This is a genomic window from Streptomyces sp. 1222.5, from assembly GCF_900105245.1.
In the GTDB taxonomy this organism is placed as follows: Bacteria; Actinomycetota; Actinomycetes; order Streptomycetales; family Streptomycetaceae; genus Streptomyces; species Streptomyces albidocamelliae.
This window is the reverse complement of sequence record NZ_FNSZ01000001.1, coordinates 3,651,719-3,667,816: the sequence shown is the minus strand read 5'-3', so window position 1 is coordinate 3,667,816 and position 16,098 is coordinate 3,651,719. Positions and strand designations below refer to the sequence as shown.

At 73.3% G+C, this 16,098-nt stretch carries 12 protein-coding genes; 9 read left to right on the top strand and 3 right to left on the bottom strand.

All coding sequences use genetic code 11. The annotated features are described in order from the left end of the window. Positions 1-92: 92 nt before the first annotated feature. Positions 93-1,766: a serine/threonine-protein kinase gene (locus tag BLW57_RS16360; protein ID WP_093475386.1), complete on the top strand. Its 1,674-nt coding sequence runs from the start codon at positions 93-95 to the stop codon at positions 1,764-1,766. Positions 1,767-1,886: 120 nt separating this feature from the next. Beyond that, positions 1,887-3,608, top strand: coding sequence for a serine/threonine-protein kinase (locus BLW57_RS16355; protein ID WP_093475385.1), 1,722 nt, complete (start codon positions 1,887-1,889; stop codon positions 3,606-3,608). A gap of 42 nt (positions 3,609-3,650) precedes the next feature. Here BLW57_RS16355 and BLW57_RS16350 read toward each other — a convergent pair whose 3' ends face one another. Further along, on the bottom strand, positions 3,651-4,562 hold the full coding sequence (locus BLW57_RS16350) for an AraC family transcriptional regulator (protein WP_093475383.1): 912 nt from the start codon (positions 4,560-4,562) through the stop codon (positions 3,651-3,653). 71 nt (positions 4,563-4,633) lie between these two features. Here BLW57_RS16350 and BLW57_RS16345 point away from each other — a divergent pair, with 71 nt between their 5' ends. The 4 genes from BLW57_RS16345 to BLW57_RS16330 all read left to right on the top strand — a co-directional run bounded on the left by BLW57_RS16345 (position 4,634) and on the right by BLW57_RS16330 (position 10,172). Next, entirely contained in the window at positions 4,634-5,536 is a 903-nt protein-coding gene (locus BLW57_RS16345; protein ID WP_093475382.1) for an MBL fold metallo-hydrolase, read from the top strand. A 45-nt stretch (positions 5,537-5,581) separates the two neighbouring features. Next, positions 5,582-6,541, top strand: coding sequence for a serine/threonine-protein kinase (locus BLW57_RS16340; protein WP_093475380.1), 960 nt, complete (start codon positions 5,582-5,584; stop codon positions 6,539-6,541). Positions 6,542-6,677: 136 nt separating this feature from the next. After that, complete coding sequence (locus BLW57_RS16335) at positions 6,678-8,291, top strand: succinic semialdehyde dehydrogenase (RefSeq protein ID WP_093475379.1); 1,614 nt, start codon at positions 6,678-6,680, stop codon at positions 8,289-8,291. A gap of 75 nt (positions 8,292-8,366) precedes the next feature. Further along, positions 8,367-10,172 (top strand): GMC family oxidoreductase N-terminal domain-containing protein, encoded by a 1,806-nt coding sequence (locus tag BLW57_RS16330; protein WP_093475377.1) that lies wholly within the window; start codon positions 8,367-8,369, stop codon positions 10,170-10,172. A gap of 747 nt (positions 10,173-10,919) precedes the next feature. Here the strand turns inward: BLW57_RS16330 and BLW57_RS16325 are convergent. After that, positions 10,920-11,249 (bottom strand): chorismate mutase, encoded by a 330-nt coding sequence (locus BLW57_RS16325; protein WP_371127795.1) that lies wholly within the window; start codon positions 11,247-11,249, stop codon positions 10,920-10,922. A 283-nt stretch (positions 11,250-11,532) separates the two neighbouring features. On the opposite strand from BLW57_RS16325, the gene guaA reads away from it, so the two are divergent. Continuing rightward, positions 11,533-13,113 (top strand): glutamine-hydrolyzing GMP synthase, encoded by a 1,581-nt coding sequence (gene guaA, locus BLW57_RS16320; protein WP_093475376.1) that lies wholly within the window; start codon positions 11,533-11,535, stop codon positions 13,111-13,113. 9 nt (positions 13,114-13,122) lie between these two features. On the opposite strand, the gene BLW57_RS16315 is transcribed toward guaA, so the two are convergent. Continuing rightward, positions 13,123-13,587: a pyridoxamine 5'-phosphate oxidase family protein gene (locus tag BLW57_RS16315; RefSeq protein WP_093475374.1), complete on the bottom strand. Its 465-nt coding sequence runs from the start codon at positions 13,585-13,587 to the stop codon at positions 13,123-13,125. A gap of 171 nt (positions 13,588-13,758) precedes the next feature. Between BLW57_RS16315 and BLW57_RS16310 the strand changes: the two genes are divergently transcribed. Together BLW57_RS16310 and BLW57_RS16305 are read left to right on the top strand one after the other, a co-directional pair. Further along, positions 13,759-14,553 carry a class II aldolase/adducin family protein gene (locus tag BLW57_RS16310; RefSeq protein ID WP_093475373.1) on the top strand — a complete coding sequence of 265 codons (795 nt, stop codon included), beginning with the start codon at positions 13,759-13,761 and terminating at the stop codon, positions 14,551-14,553. Between the two features lie 231 nt (positions 14,554-14,784). After that, on the top strand, positions 14,785-16,065 hold the full coding sequence (locus BLW57_RS16305; RefSeq protein WP_093475371.1) for a hypothetical protein: 1,281 nt from the start codon (positions 14,785-14,787) through the stop codon (positions 16,063-16,065). Positions 16,066-16,098 lie beyond the last annotated feature (33 nt).

Here is a 16,098-nt window from a genome sequence, read left to right as displayed (position 1 = left end):
CGGCCGAGGACGGCCGGAAATGCAGGTTGGGCGGTTCGGCTTGGCCGATCGGCGCCCCGGAGCGCATGGGTCCGGTGCGGCATGATGGGCGCATGGGGACCGAGGGCGCCGACTTCCGGGTGATCGCGGGCCGTTACCGCCTGGAGGAACGCATCGGGCGTGGCGGCATGGGCGTCGTGTGGCGGGCGAGCGATCAGGTGCTGGGCCGCCTGGTGGCGGTCAAGGAGCTTCTCCCGGACGACTCGTTCGCGGACGACGACGCGCGCCGGCGCCGCGACCGCATCTTCCGGGAGGCGCGCGCGGTCGCCCAGCTGCGCCATCCGCACATCATCGTCGTGCACGACGTCGTGGAGCAGGACGACCGGCCCTACCTCGTCATGGAGTTGGTGGACGGCGGTTCGCTCGCCGACCGGATCGCCCGGCAGGGCCCGGTCGACGCCGCCGAGGCCGCGCGCATCGGCATCGCCCTGCTGAGCGCGCTGCGCACCGCCCACGAGGCGGGGGTGCTGCACCGGGACATCAAGCCCGCGAACGTCCTGATCGAGTCCGGCACCGACCGGGTCGTGCTCACCGACTTCGGCATCGCGCAGGTCGCGGGCGCCACCACGCTCACCGAGACCGGCTCCTTCGTCGGCTCGCCCGAATACACCGCTCCGGAGCGGATGTCGGGGCTGCGCACCGGGCCCGAGTCCGATCTGTGGTCGCTGGGCGCCCTGTTGTGCACGGTGCTCAGCGGCGAGTCCCCGTTCCGGCGCGACTCGCTCGGCGGCATCCTGCACGCCGTGGTCGCCGACGACATCCGGCCGCCCGCGCAGGCCGAGCCGCTGCTGCCCGTCGTACGGGGCCTGCTGGACCGCGATCCCGACCGGCGGCTCGGCACGGCGGACGCCGAGCGCATGCTGCGGACGTACCTGGAGACGGGACGGACACCCCTCGGGCCGGGCGGCCCCGGTGCGGCGGGCGGCCACGGCAACGGGCGCGTCCCCCGGTTCGGCGGCAGCCGGACGGGCCGTACGGGGAAGGTGCCCGCGCCCTACACGCCGACGCAGCGGGACGTCCCGCACCGCGGTCCGCTCACCTCCGCCGTGCCCCGGCCGTCCCGGCGCCCGGTGCTCATCGCGGCCCTGCTCGTCGCCGCGCTGGCCGGGGCCGGTGTGTCGGCCGCGGCGCTGCTGCTGCACGGGGGCGGGGACGGGGGCGGGGGCCGACCCGGCGGTACGGCGACGTCCCCGGCGACCCGGACCGGCACGGGCACGAGCGCACCCCCGGCCAGCGGAGCCCCGGGTACGTCGCCCGGCGCCACCGGCGGCTCGCGTCCGGCGCCCTCCGGTTACCGCACGGCGCGGGAACCGGCCGGGTACTCCCTCGCCGTACCGGAGGGCTTCACCCGCAGCCGCGAGGGCGAGCGTGTCTTCTTCCTCTCGCCCGGCGGCACCTTCCGCCTCGGTGTGAAGGTCACCGGTGTCCAACCGGGCGGTCCGCGGCTCGTGATGGAGCGGTCCGCGGCCAAGGGACCGGCCAACAACCCCGGTTACCGCGACGGCCGGGTCACCGGCACCGAGCACGACGGACACCCCGCCGCGCTGTGGGAGTTCACCTGGGACGGCTTCAGCGCCACCGAGGGCCCGCGGCACACCTTCGACCTGTGCTGGGAGGAATCCGGGCGCATGTACGACGTGTGGGTGTCGGCGCCGGTCGGCGACGTCAGCGAGGCCCGCGAGTACTTCGACGTGGCGGTCGACACCTTCCGCGCCTCGCGCGGCTGAGCGCCCCGTCCCCGCGGGGCGGACGTGCGCGTACCGGGCCCTCGGCGGCACGGTCACGGGTGTGTGACCGGTTCGTGTTCGCTGTGGATGCGGGCGCCGTCGGCGCGATATGGATGAAGCATGAGCAATGACGGGGGAGCCGGTCACGGGACCGACGACACGACGAGCTTCGTTCTGCGACCGCCGCAGCCGCAGTGGCAGCACCGACCGGAGGCGCAGGGGCACGCGCACCCGGCCCCGCAGCCGCAGGCGCACCCCGCCTCCCATCCGGATCCGCACGCCGTACCGGCCGCCGCCGTGCCCGGGGCCCCCGCGGCCCCGTCCCTCCCCGCGCAGGTACCGGGCGGCGGACGGCTGATCGCGGGCCGCTACCGGCTGCTGGGCAGGCTGGGCCACGGGGGCATGGGCACCGTGTGGCGGGCCAAGGACGAGACGGTGGACCGCGAGGTCGCCGTCAAGGAGCCCCGCGTCCCCGACCACCTTCCCGAACGGGAACGCGCCAACGCCTACGAGCGCATGCGCCGTGAGGCCCGCGCCGCGGCCCGACTCGACCACCCGTCCGTGGTGAACGTGTACGACGTCGCGGTCGTCGACGACCGCCCGTGGATCGTGATGGAGCTGGTGCGCGGCCGCACCCTCGGCAGCGCGCTCCAGGAGGGCACCCTGGACGCGCGCGAGGCGGCCCGGGTCGGCCTGGAGGTGCTGGGCGCGCTGGAGGCGGCGCACGCGGCGGGCGTCCTGCACCGGGACGTCAAGCCCGACAACGTCCTGCTCGGCCGGTACGACCGGGTGGTCCTCACCGACTTCGGGATCGCCCAGATCGAGGGCGACACGCGGCTCACGGACACCGGCGGCTTCGTCGGCTCGCCCGAGTACATCGCGCCGGAACGGGTGCTGGGGCAGCGGCCCGGACCGGCGAGCGACCTGTGGTCCCTCGGCGTGGTCCTGTACACGGCCACCGAGGGCGTCTCGCCGTTCCGCCGCAGCAACACCCCGGCGACCCTCCAGTCCGTCCTCAACGCCACGCCCGCCGCGCCCGCGTCCGCCTCGGGCCCGCTGGCCGAGGTCATCAACGGACTGCTCCAGAAGGACCCCGCGCACCGGCCGGCCGCGGACCGGGTCCGCGCGCTGCTGGAGGAGGCGGCGAAGCCCCCGGCGCCCCCCGCGCCGACCCGGCCCGTGGCGACGACCGCCCCGGGGGAGGCGCCCGCCGCCAGGTCACGGCGCCTCGGTCGCGGGGTGTGGCTGGGCCTCGGCGCGGCCGTGGTGGCCGCCGCCGTGGCGGGGTACCTCGTCCTGGCCGACCCGTTCGCGGGCCCCCTGCCCGACGGCTGGAAGAAGCGGCCGGAGGCCCGGCTGGGCGCCACCCTCGCCGTCCCCGCCGGCTACCAGGTCGCCCGGCCCGCCAAGGACGACTCCGACAGGAACTGGGTGGCGTACGCGGACTGGAGCGGAAGCATCCGGGTCGAGCTGCACCTGGCCCGGAAGGCGCAGGACTCCCTGCACGAGATCAAGAACACCGCGCGGTCTCAGATGTACGCCGACGACGAGAAGTTCCGCAACGAGGGCGAGTACCGGCTCGACATGCCCGAGGGCGCCAGGACCCACCCGGACGACACGGCCACGTACCACGGCAGACAGGCCGCGCAGAACACCGTCAGCTACAAGACCGACGACAGCGAGGACCCCCGTCCGCGCGAACTCCAGATCTTCTACTACCGGACCACCGCCGGGGACCTGTACACGCTCGTCGTCGGCTATCCGGGCGCGGGCGACTTCACCGCCCGGGGCCGGGAGGTGGCGAAGGCGGCGATCGCGAACCTGGACGTCACCAAGCCCTGACGCATGCCCTTGCGCAAGCCCCGACGTCACGAAGGGCTGACGTCATGAAGCCCTGAGGCCGCGGTACCGGCCCGGTGTCATCCCGAACTCCCGGCTGAACGCGTGCGACAGCGCGTAGGGGCTGCCGTACCCCGTCTCCCGGGCCACCGTCGCGAGCGGTGCGTCGGAGTCGCGCAGCCGGGTCGCGGCCAGCGTCAGCCGCCACCAGGTGAGGTACGCCATGGGCGGACGGCCGACCAGGGAGGTGAAGCGGCGGGCGAGGGTGGCGCGGGAGACACCGGCACGCGCGGCCAGCAGGCCGGTGGTCCAGGGAGCGGCCGGTTCGGCGTGCAGGGCGGCGAGGGCCGCGGCCGTCGCCGGGTCGCTCAGCGCGGCCGGCCAGCTGCCGGTGTGTGCCCCGGCCGTCCAGGCGCGGACCATGTAGACCAGCAGCAGGTCCAGCAGACTGGGCAGGGCCAGACTGCCGCCGGGCCGCGCACCGGCCAGCTCCCGGCACAACAGGTCCACCGCGGAGCGCAGTTCGGCGTTCTCCCCGGCCCGGTGGGGCAGCAGCACCAGATCCGGCAGCTCCGCCAGCAGGGGGTGCGTCCGGCTGCGGTCCAGCCGGTACTTGCCGCACAGCAGTTCCACCTCGGGGCCGCCGCCGGGCAGCACCGCGCCGGTGTCCCGCACCTCCTCGAACGGCACCGCTCGGCGGACGTCCACCGGGCGCCGCGAGCCGTCCGCCAGCAGATGCCCGGTCCCGTGCGGAAGCAGCACCACGTCGCCCGGACCCAGGGCCACGGGCTCGCCGCCGCCGTCGGTGAGCAGCCGGCAGGAACCGCCGAGCACGACGTGGAAGCCCGCCCCCTCGTACGGCGCCAGCCGTACGCACCACGAGCCGGTCACCCGGAGCCGGTTCGAGGAGGGACGGCCGGCCCGGACCGCGGAGATCGCGTCGCTCACCACATCCATGAGACGCCAGCGTATTCGATCGAGCATGGTGAGCATCGAAATGCTCACCTCGCCCTTCTAGTGTCCTGCGTATGGCTGAAGACACCGTGCAGAAGTTCATGATCGGCGACGTCGAGGTCCTGCGGGTCGTCGAGTGGCGGGGCCCGCTCGCTCCGGCCCGCCGTCTCGTCCCCGAAAGCCGCCCCGAGCTGTGGCGGGAGTACGAGGACCAGCTCGCCCCCGGCCACTGGCAGCCCGCGGAGGACCTGGCCGTTGCCGCGCTGCAGACCTGGGTGGTGCGCAGCGGCGGGCGAACCGTGCTCGTCGACACCGGGGTGGGCCGGGACCGGGAGCGGCCCGCGAACCCGCAGTTCCACCGGCGCGACGGCGACCTGCCCGGACGGCTCCGGCGGGCCGGCGTGGACCCGGCGGACGTCGACCTCGTGGTGAACACCCACATCCACGCCGACCACGTCGGCTGGAACACCCGGGACGCCGGCGGCGCGTGGGTGCCGACCTTCCCGAACGCCCGGTACCTGCTCCCGGCCGCCGACGACCACCACTTCGGACCCGAGGGCGGCTACGGGGGCGGAGTGCGGGTGGACGACCGGCTCCTCTACGAGGACAGCGTCGCGCCCGTGCACCGGGCCGGACAGGCGCAGGTGTGGGAGGGGGAGCACCGGATCGACGAGCACCTCGTCCTCGCGCCCGCCCCCGGACACACACCGGGCTCCTCCGTCCTGCGCGTCGCCTCCCGTGGCGAACGCGCCGTGTTCGTCGGCGACCTGCTGCACAGCCCGGTGCAGATCCTGCGGCCCGAGTGCAGCAGCTGCTTCTGCCTCGACCCGCGGCAGGCGGCCGGGACCAGGCGCCGTGAGCTGGAACGTGCCGCGGACGAACGGGCGTTGGTGATTCCCGCCCACTTCGCCGGAGCCGGCGCGGTGGAGGTGCGGAGGGCGCGCGACGGCTTCACCCTGCACCGGTGGGCCGCCTGACCGCCCGCTTCGACAACGGCGTGGTGCGCACGGTACTCATGTGACATGACTGAAGACGGCGAACACCCGCCCGACGGACGTCTGATCGGCGGCCGTTACCGGCTGACCGGGCGCCTCGGCTCCGGTCCGGCCGGGACCGTCTGGCGTGCCCGGGACGAACGGGACGACGTCCGGGTCGCCGTCAAGGAGCCGCTGCTGCCCGGCGATCCGGCCGAGGACGAGGAGAGCCGGCGCGTCGCGCACCGCCTCTACCGGGAGGCCCGTACCGCCACGCGGGTACGGCACCCGTCCGCCGTCACGGTGCACGACGTCGTCACCGAGGCCGAAGTGCCGTGGATCGTCATGGAGTTGGTGGAGGGCGAGTCCCTGGAGACGGCCCTGCGGCGCGGCCCGCTGCCGCCCGCCGAGGCCGCCCGGGTCGGACTCGCCGTCCTCGGCGCCCTGCGTGCCGCCCACGCCGTCGGCATCGTCCACCGGGACGTCAAGCCGGCCAACGTCCTGCTGGAGGAGGGCACCGGGCGGGTGGTGCTCACCGACTTCGGCATCGGCGACGGCCACCCGGACGAGGCGCCCGCCGGGTTCGTGGCCCCCGAGCGGGCGGCGGGGCCCGGTGCCGGTCCGGCCTCCGACCTGTGGTCCCTGGGCGCGCTGCTGCGCGGTGCCCTCGGGGACGCCGACCCCGGCCCGCTCGGCCCGCTGCTGGACCGGCTCCAGGCCGACGCGCCCGAGGCGCGGCCCGGCGCGGACGAGGCGGAGGCGGCACTGCGCGCGTACCTGGGGCCGGCGCCCGTACCGGAGCAGGCGGAGCGGCCGGGGGAACCGGAGCCGCGGGAGGAGCCGGGGGAGTCGGAGTCCGGGGAGCCGGGGCTACCGGAGCCGTCGGCCGGGCCCGGGTCACCCACCCGGTCCCCGGCGCCCGCTCCCGCCCCGCCCGCCGACCCGCGCCGCCGCACCCCCTTCGCCGCCCTCGGCCTGCTCCTCGCGAAAAAACCCGGAGCCGAATGATCGTCGTGGCCTTCGGTACCCCCACGCCCTGATCAGCACATTTGCTGCCAGTGATCACTGGCAGTGTGTGAGCGGTCGGTGAATCCCCGTTACCGACGGGTACACAAAGCTTCCCCACCGGCATACCCTGCGCCTCATGACGGACACGCAGGCCCCGGACATCGCCGGTACCAACCCCCTCGCACCCGCGCCCGCGGGCGCCCGCACCGCCGCCGACGTGGTCACCCCGGAACTGGTGGCCCAGCTCACCAAGGGCGTCGTCGGCTCGGGACGCACCGCCAACCACACCCCCTTCACCGGCGAGAAGCTGGCCGACCTGCCCGAGTCCACCCCCGAGGACGTGCTCCGGGCCTTCGAGGCGGCCCGTGCCGCGCAGGCCGTGTGGGCGAAGGTCCCGGTACGGCAGCGGGCCGCCGTCCTGCTCCGCTTCCACGACCTGCTGCTGGAGCGGCAGGCCGAGGTGCTCGACCTCGTGCAGCTGGAGACCGGCAAGGCCCGGCTGCACGCCCACGAGGAGGTGCAGGCAGTCGCCGTCGCGGCCCGCCACTACGGCCGCCGGGCCGCCGCTTATCTGCGGCCGAAGCGGCACGCGGGCGCCATGCCGACCCTGACGAAGGTCTCCGAACTGCGGCACCCGCGCGGAGTCGTGGGCCAGATCGCCCCCTGGAACTACCCGCTGGAGCTGTCCGTCGGCGACGCCCTGCCCGCCTTCGTGTCGGGCAACGCGGTGGTCATGAAGCCGGACACGGAGACCTGCCTCACCGCGCTGTGGGCCCGCGACCTGCTCATCGAGTCCGGTCTGCCCGAGGGCGTCTTCCAGGTCGTCCTCGGCGAGGGCCCGGTCGTCGGCCCGGAGCTGGTCAAGCACGCCGACTACGTCTCCTTCACCGGCTCCACCCGTACCGGCCGCGAGGTCGCCCAGGGCGCCGCAGCCCGCCTGGTCGGCGTCTCCCTCGAACTCGGCGGCAAGAACGCCATGCTGGTGCTGGACGACGCCGACATCGAGAAGGCCGCCGCCGGCGCCGTCCGCGCCTGTTTCTCCTCGGCCGGCCAGCTCTGCATCTCCATCGAGCGGCTGTACGTCCACGAGTCGGTCGCCGACGCCTTCCTGGAGCGCTTCGCCGCCCGCACCCGGGCCATGCGGCTCGGCAACTCCCTCGCCTACGGCGCGGACATGGGCTCGCTGGTCGGCGAGCGGCAGCTCGAGACGGTGGAACGCCATGTGCAGGAGGCCGTGGCCAAGGGCGCGAAGCTGGTAGCCGGAGGCGTCGCCCGCCCGGACATCGGCCCCTACTTCTTCGAGCCGACCATCCTCGACGGCGTCGAGGACTCCATGGCCGTGTGCGAGGAGGAGACGTTCGGCCCGGTGGTCTCGGTCTACCGTTTCAAGAGCGACGAGGAGGTCGTCGAGCGCGCCAACGCCACGCCGTACGGCCTGAACGCGTCCGTGTGGACGAAGGACGCCCGCCGCGGCCTCGACGTCGCCTCGCGCCTGCGCACCGGCACGGTCAACGTCAACGAGGGCTACGCGCCCGCCTACGGCAGCGTCCAGTCCCCGATGGGCGGCATGAAGGACTCCGGACTCGGCCGCCGGCACGGCTCCGAGGGCATCCTCAAGTACACCGAGGCCCAGACGGTGGCCCAGCAGCGACTGCTACCGATGGCGCCCTCGCTGGGCATGGACGACGAGAGGTACGCGGCCTTCATGAGCCGTAGCCTGCGCCTGATGAAGGCCTTCCGCTTCCGCTAGCCGGCCCTTCACCCGACTCCACCAGACCCTGACCCCGATCCCCGTTCCCACCCCCGTTCTCGACGAGGAGAGCACGTGTCGCAGGAGAAGTCCGCCCAGACCCGGGACAAGGACGGGTACGACTACGACGTCATCGTCGTCGGTTCGGGGTTCGGGGGCTCGGTGTCCGCACTCCGCCTCACCGAGAAGGGGTACCGGGTGGGCGTCCTGGAGGCGGGCCGCCGCTTCACCCGGGACAGCCTCCCGAAGAACTCGTGGGACCTGCGGAACTACCTGTGGGCCCCCCGGCTCGGCATGTTCGGCATCCAGCGCATCCATCTGCTGGGCAATGTGATGGTGCTGGCCGGCGCGGGCGTCGGCGGCGGCTCCCTCAACTACGCCAACACCCTCTACGTGCCGCCGAAGCCGTTCTTCGACGACCCCCAGTGGCGGGACATCACCGACTGGGAGGAGGAGCTGAAGCCGTACTACGACCAGGCACGGCGGATGCTCGGCGTACGGCTCAACCCGACCATGACCCCCTCCGACGTGCACCTGAAGGCGGCGGCCCAGCGGATGGGCGTCGGCGACACCTTCCACCTCGCCCCGGTCGGCGTCTTCTTCGGCGACGGCGAGGACGCCGACGGCACGGCGAAGGCGCGGCCGGGCGGCGAGGTGGCGGACCCGTACTTCGGCGGGGCCGGCCCCGCCCGCAAGGCGTGCACCGAGTGCGGCGAGTGCATGACCGGCTGCCGGCACGGGGCGAAGAACACCCTCAACGAGAACTACCTCCACCTCGCCGAGAAGGCGGGCGCGGTGGTCCACCCCATGACCACGGTCGTGTCGGTCACGGACGACTCGCGCGGCGGGTACGCCGTCGCGACCCTGCCGACCGACCGGAAGAAGAAGGGCGCGGGCCGGATCCTCACCGCACGCCGAGTGGTGCTCGCGGCCGGCACCTACGGCACGCAGACCCTGCTGCACCGCATGAAGGCAGCCGGCCACCTGCCGTACCTGTCGAACCGGCTGGGCGACCTGACGCGCACCAACTCCGAGGCGCTGGTCGGCGCGCAGACCGACGACCGCCGCTACCGCAGGGCGACCGGCGAACCGCGGGCCGACTTCACGCGCGGAGTCGCCATCACGTCCTCGATCCACCCCGACGAGAACACCCACATCGAGCCGGTCCGCTACGGCAAGGGCTCCAACTCAATGGGCGGCCTCTCCATCCTCCAGGTGCCGTACGCCGAGGGCTCCTCGCGCGTGCTGGCCTGGCTGGCGAACGCCGCCCGGCATCCCGTGCTGGTCGCCCGCTCCCTGTCCAACCGGCGCTGGTCGGAGCGGACCATCATCGGGCTGGTCATGCAGTCCCTGGACAACTCCCTGACGACGTACCTGAAGCCGGGCGGCCTCGGCAAGGGGCTGCTGACCGCACGCCAGGGACACGGCGCCCCGAACCCCAAGCAGATCAAGGCCGCCACGGAGGCCGCCTCCGCGCTCGCCTCCGAGATCAACGGCTTCGCGGGCAGCAACGTCGGCGAGCTGATGGGCACCCCGCTCACCGCGCACTTCCTCGGTGGCTGCCCCATCGGCGACTCCGCGGAGACCGGCGTGATCGACCCGTACCACCGGCTGTACGGCCACCCCGGTATCTCGGTCGTGGACGGCGCCGCGGTCTCGGCGAACCTGGGCGTCAACCCGTCGCTGACGATCACCGCGCAGGCCGAGCGGGCGATGTCCTTCTGGCCGAACAAGGGCGAGGCGGACCCGCGTCCGGCGACGGGGACGGCGTACGAGCGGCTGAAGCCGGTCGAGCCGCAGACCCCGGCGGTCCCGGCGGAGGCGTTCGGCGCGCTGCGGCTGCCGTTCCTCGGGATGCCGGCGGTACCGCCGAAGAAGTAGGCCGTGGGCCGGTAGGCCGGAGGCGGAAGGCCCGGGAGCCGGAAGGCCCGGGACGGCCAAGAGGGAGCTGCCTCCCCCTCCGAAGGCAGCTCCCTCTCACCGTCTCGTGAGCCGGCGCACCGGTTTCTTGATCCGGCAGGTTTGATCAGCGAAAAGGCGGAAGGGTTGCCCGGCCCACGCGGGTTTTTCGTGTGCGGTGGGTCACATGACCGGGCCGCGGTGATCGAGGACATGACGAAGGGCCCCGCGGGACGGAGAGGTCGCGGGGCCCTTCTTTCAGTCAGCACCGGCGTCAGGGCAGCGCCGGTGCCTGGGAGCGGCGCCGGGGGGTTGCGCCGCTTGTTCGTGTTGCCTTCATGGCGGATGGGCACGACCTGTGGCGGTCGGCCGGTGCACCCAATGCCGTTGTCTGCGCCGGGACTTGGGGCTGTACGCATCGTGCTGGATGAGCGCGGCATCCGCAACCGTTTGACCCGGCACTGGTGCATATTTGCAGTTTTTCCGCCGGTCGGCCCCGGGCGTCCCCGGAGCCGGCCGTTTCTCTTGGGTGACCGGGCTGCTGTCCCCTGCCGTCCGGTCACTTCCTGGAGCGAGGTCCCACGGCGTACGGCACGACCCGTACGCCTCATCACTCCAGCGAGCCACGCGTGGTTCTGTCGGGCCCGCCCCTGGCTGGCACGGACACTCCCCTCAACGAAGCGGTGCGCGAGCCGGTCACGCGCCGTACGGGTGAGACCGGGTCCGAACTCAGATGCGACCCCGGCACAGCTCCAGCAGCGTCATGGCCAGCGGGGTGCCGGGCTTGCCGAGGGCGTCGCGGTAGCGGCCGAGGATCTCCATCTCGCGGGACAGGTGCACGCGGCGGCCGCCGGAGGCGATGCGGGTCCGCTGGACGACGGCGGAGACGGCCATCCGCTCCTGGATGAGACCGATGATCCGGTCGTCGAGCACGTCGATGCGCTCACGGGCGTCGGCGATGGTCGCCTCCGGTGCGGTGGCCGGTGCTGGGCCGGAGGCCGCTGCCGGGGTGAGGCCCGCTGCGGGGCTGGTGATCGCTTCCGGGCTGGTGGTGGTCACGTCGGGCTCCTCGTTCGGGATGGTGGATGCCCTGGGCCGGCGGAACCCGGAAAACGACAGGCGCCCCGGGCCTTGTCGGCCCGGGGCGCCTGGGAAGTCGCTTGGCGTTCGCTCAAGCAGCACGACCATGGCAGCCGGCGGGCCCGGTGCCATAGGTAAAGACGTAGGTCGTCTGCGTGAACATGAGGCCAGTATGCCACGGCCCCCTTACCGGGGATGCCGCACCGCCCTCCCCGTTAGACTCGGTAGCACAGACCCCCGCCCGACCACCAGAAGGCACCCCGTGTCATCAGCGACTCCCACTGCCGCCAACCCCGACACCGTCCTGGTCGTCGACTTCGGCGCGCAGTACGCCCAGCTCATCGCCCGTCGCGTCCGCGAGGCGCGGGTCTACAGCGAGATCGTGCCGAGCACCATGCCGGTCCAGGAGATGCTCGCCAAGAACCCCGCGGCGATCATCCTCTCCGGCGGCCCCTCGTCCGTGTACGAGGAGGGCGCCCCCCGCCTCGACGGCGAGCTCTTCGAGGCCGGCGTCCCCGTCTTCGGCATGTGCTACGGCTTCCAGCTCATGGCGCAGGTCCTCGGCGGTACCGTCGACAACACCGGCGCCCGTGAGTACGGCCGCACCGATCTGCACGTCTCCAAGAACTCGTCCACCCTCTTCGAGGGCACCCCCGACGAGCAGCACGTGTGGATGTCGCACGGCGACGCCTGCTCCGCCGCCCCCGAGGGCTTCACCGTCACCGCCTCCACCGAGGTCGTCCCGGTCGCCGCCTTCGAGAACGACGAGAAGAAGCTCTACGGCGTCCAGTACCACCCCGAGGTCATGCACTCCACGCACGGCCAGCAGGTGCTGGAGCACTTCCTGTACCGCGGCGCCGGCCTCAAGCCCGACTGGACGACCGGCAACGTGATCGACGAGCAGGTCGCCGCGATCCGCGAGCTGGTCGGTGACAAGCGCGCCATCTGCGGCCTGTCCGGCGGGGTGGACTCCGCCGTCGCCGCCGCGCTCGTCCAGAAGGCCATCGGCTCCCAGCTCACCTGCGTCTACGTCGACCACGGTCTGATGCGCAAGGGCGAGACCGAGCAGGTCGAGAAGGACTTCGTCGCGGCCACCGGCGTGCAGCTGAAGGTCGTCGACGCCGAGGAGCGCTTCCTCACCGCCCTCAAGGGCGTCTCCGACCCGGAGGAGAAGCGCAAGATCATCGGCCGCGAGTTCATCCGCGTCTTCGAGCAGGCGCAGGCCGAGATCATCGCCGACGCGGGCCCGGCCGTGGAGTTCCTGGTCCAGGGCACCCTGTACCCGGACGTCGTCGAGTCCGGCGGCGGCTCCGGCACCGCCAACATCAAGTCGCACCACAACGTCGGCGGCCTGCCCGAGGACCTCGAGTTCAAGCTGATCGAGCCGCTGCGCAAGCTGTTCAAGGACGAGGTCCGGATGGTCGGCCACGAGCTGGGCCTGCCCGAGGAGATCGTCCAGCGCCAGCCCTTCCCGGGCCCGGGCCTCGGCATCCGCATCGTCGGCGAGGTCACCAAGGAGCGTCTGGACCTGCTGCGCGAGGCCGACGCCATCGCCCGCGAGGAGCTGACCGCGGCCGGCCTCGACCGTGACATCTGGCAGTGCCCGGTGGTCCTGCTCGCCGACGTCCGCAGCGTGGGCGTCCAGGGCGACGGCCGCACCTACGGCCACCCGATCGTCCTGCGCCCGGTCTCCTCCGAGGACGCCATGACCGCCGACTGGTCGCGGCTGCCCTACGACGTCCTGGCGAAGATCTCGACCCGGATCACCAACGAGGTCCGGGACGTCAACCGGGTCGTGGTCGACGTGACCTCGAAGCCGCCGGGCACCATCGAGTGGGAGTAGTCCGGGCGATCAGGTCCGCTTGAGAGTGCGCACCGGCTCTCCGGGCTTCCACACCTGGACCACCAGGTAGGTCTCGTCCTCGACGCGGGTCAGCACGACCTCCGTCACCTCGGTGCGGAAGAGGTGGAACGGCTGCGGCGGTTCCACCTCTTCCCCGTACCAGGCCTTCGTCTCCGCGCCGGCCTCGTACGCCCGTCCCGCGATCCGTACGTCCCCGCCGCCCAGGTCCGTGCCCCCTCCCGGGTTCGCCTGGAGGGCGAAGCGCGGGTCGCTGCGCAGATCACGGGCCTTGAGGGAGCCGTCCATCATGCCGAGCCACAGCTCACCCGCGCGGAAGTCGGCCTCCAGGCCGGAGGTGCGCGGCGAGCCGTCCTTGCGGAGTGTGGCGAGGACGTGGTGCCGGAACGCGCCGAAGCGCCGCTCGACGGTCCGGGCGAAATCGGGTTCGGCGGCGGCGAAGGCCGCCCAGGTCATCCGGCTCATGGCCGCAGTCTGAAGCCGATACCGGACATCTTCTGTCGGGATTTCGCCACCGATTCCCCAGAGAATCCGGCCTGCGCGTCATCTTTACAGAACAGCCCTGCCTTTTTGCGCCGACCGGGGGTAATTTCCGGCCCGTACCGCAATCCCAGCGCTGGAGGACCTATGCACGGGCCCACCCCGCCCCCGCCGCTGCCCACCGACCAGCTGAAGTTCGCCATGCCGCCGATGCACGACTCGGTCGAGGACGAACGCCGGCACCGCAAGGAGCGCCTCGCGGGCGCCCTGCGGATCTTCGGGCGCCACGGCTTCGAGGACGGGGTGTCCGGGCACATCACCGCCCGCGACCCCGAGTTCTCCGACTGCTTCTGGGTCAACCCGTTCGGGATGCCGTTCAAGCACGTCACCGTAGGCGACCTCGTCCTCGCCAACGAGGACGGCCAGGTCGTCGAGGGCCGCTACCACGTCAACCAGGCCGCGTTCACCGTGCACGCCCAGGTGCACGCCGCCCGCCCGGACGTCGTCGCCGTCGCCCACTGCCACTCCGTGCACGGCCGCGCCCTCGCCGCGCTCGGCGAGCTGGTCGACCCCATCACCCAGGAGAGCTGCGCCTTCTACGAGGACGTGGCGCTCTACGACGCCTACAGCGGGGTCACCGTCGACGCCGAGGAGGGCCGCCGCATCGCCGGTGCGCTCGGCTCCCGCAAGGCGCTGGTCCTGCGCAACCACGGTCTGCTGACCGTCGGGGACTCGATCGACGCGGCCGCCTGGTGGTTCCTCTCCCTGGAACGGTCCAGCCAGGTGCAGCTCATGGCCCGCGCGGCCGGGCGCCCGGTGCTCATCGACCACCGGCAGGCCGTCGCCACCCGCGAACAGCTCGGCGGCGATCTCGTGGCCTGGATCAACTACCAGCCGCTGTGGCAGGACATCAGCCGCAGCGAACCCGACCTGCTCAGCTGAAGGCCCCCGCGCACCCCGTGCCGCCGGATGATCCCGGTAGTACGGAGATTTTCGCGGCCGGGTCAACCTGACGCCTCCGGATTCACCCCCATTGACGCGGTCCCGTGACCCCGCGGGGCCTTGCGTAGGGCACAATTCGCTCTCGACACCGGGGAGTTATCGGCCGTGGCGCGGGCACCGTCGGGTGCCGCCGGCCGGGTCGGAAGGCCGTGGGGAAGGCGGGCGTCGGGCGTGGCGGTGCAGGAAGCGAGAGGGGGCACGGGCCCCGACGGGGCCCACGAGGGCGGTTGTACCTGTGGGGGCTGCCCGCACGGCGCCCGGGAGGGACACCGGCGGGCGGTCGCCGCGTTCCTGCGCCGGCGCGACGAGTTCGCGGCCGGACAGGGGCTGCCGCCGGCCGTGGCGCACTCGGCCTCGGCGTCCCGCCAGTGGGTCTCCGAGGAGCTGACCCAGCGGGCCGAGGCCGTCGCCGAACGCGGCCGCGAGGAGGGCGAGACATGGCTGGCCCGGCTGTGGCTGCGGACCCTGTGCGTGGTGTGGGGCGCGGTGGCCGTCCTGTTGCTGGCGGAGGCGCTCACCGCGATCGGCGCGGGCTGGACCGGCGCCCGCACCGCGGCCCTGCTCGCCGCGCTGGTCGTGGCGGGCGCGCTGACCGCCGCCTGTCTGCTCCACCGGACGCGGGGCGGGGCGCTGGCCCCGGTGATCGGCGAGGACAACCGGATGTCCACCTCCCGTTCGGTGGCCGCCTGCTGGGTGCTGTTCGTCCTCTACGCCGTCCTGCTCCTGGCCGTCCGGCTGGCCGCCGCCTCCGGTCACGCCGAGCGCGACGCGCTGATCGCCGGGCTGGGCCTGGCGCGCGGCGCGGGCGCGGTGACCGTCCTCGCCGTGGTGTGCGGCATCGCCGTCCTGGTCCGCCGCGTGGTGGGCCTGCGCATCGTCGCCCAGCGGCTGCAAAAGGTGCCGGCCCACCGGCCGCGCGCCGCCGACCTGCTCACCGACGACTCCGGCCGGGGCGCCTTCGCCGACATCCAGTACGTCGCCATCAGTGCCGTCGCGCTGCTGTTCGCCGCCGTACGGCTCGCCCGCCGCCCCGACCAGCTGCCCGACCTGCCGTGGGGGCTGGGCGTGATCGTGCTGATCTCGGCCGCGACCTATCTGGCCGGCAAGTACGCCGAAGGCGGCCGCCCGGCAGTCCTCTCGGTGGTCCGCGCCCGCGAACCCGGCGGCCTGGACGGGCCGATCCGCACGGGCGACGACATCGAGATCCGGGGCACCGGCTTCGTCCCGCCCGGCGCGCACAGCGCCGACCGGCTGTCGCGCATGGTCGTCCGCATCGGCGCGGTCGATGTCCAAGTGCCGCTCGTCCCCGTCGCGGGCGGCTTCCGCAATCCCACGGACACCGTCCTGACCGTGCCCGTCCCGGCCGAGGTGGAGCCGGGCTCGGTGGAGGTTCAGGTGGTGACCGCGGCCGGGGTGGCGACCAACCGGTGCGTCGTCCAGGTGACCGAGTGAATCACCGGCCCGTCGGGGGCACGACGGCCCGAT

Excerpts from the sequence above, each read along its gene's own strand:
- BLW57_RS16360 (WP_093475386.1), top strand. The coding sequence starts at position 93 with ATGGGGACCGAGGGCGCCGACTTCCGGGTGATCGCGGGCCGTTACCGC.
- BLW57_RS16355 (WP_093475385.1), top strand. The coding sequence starts at position 1,887 with ATGAGCAATGACGGGGGAGCCGGTCACGGGACCGACGACACGACGAGC.
- BLW57_RS16350 (WP_093475383.1), bottom strand. The coding sequence starts at position 4,562 with ATGGATGTGGTGAGCGACGCGATCTCCGCGGTCCGGGCCGGCCGTCCC.
- BLW57_RS16345 (WP_093475382.1), top strand. The coding sequence starts at position 4,634 with ATGGCTGAAGACACCGTGCAGAAGTTCATGATCGGCGACGTCGAGGTC.
- BLW57_RS16340 (WP_093475380.1), top strand. The coding sequence starts at position 5,582 with ATGACTGAAGACGGCGAACACCCGCCCGACGGACGTCTGATCGGCGGC.
- BLW57_RS16335 (WP_093475379.1), top strand. The coding sequence starts at position 6,678 with ATGACGGACACGCAGGCCCCGGACATCGCCGGTACCAACCCCCTCGCA.
- BLW57_RS16315 (WP_093475374.1), bottom strand. The coding sequence starts at position 13,587 with ATGACCTGGGCGGCCTTCGCCGCCGCCGAACCCGATTTCGCCCGGACC.
- BLW57_RS16310 (WP_093475373.1), top strand. The coding sequence starts at position 13,759 with ATGCACGGGCCCACCCCGCCCCCGCCGCTGCCCACCGACCAGCTGAAG.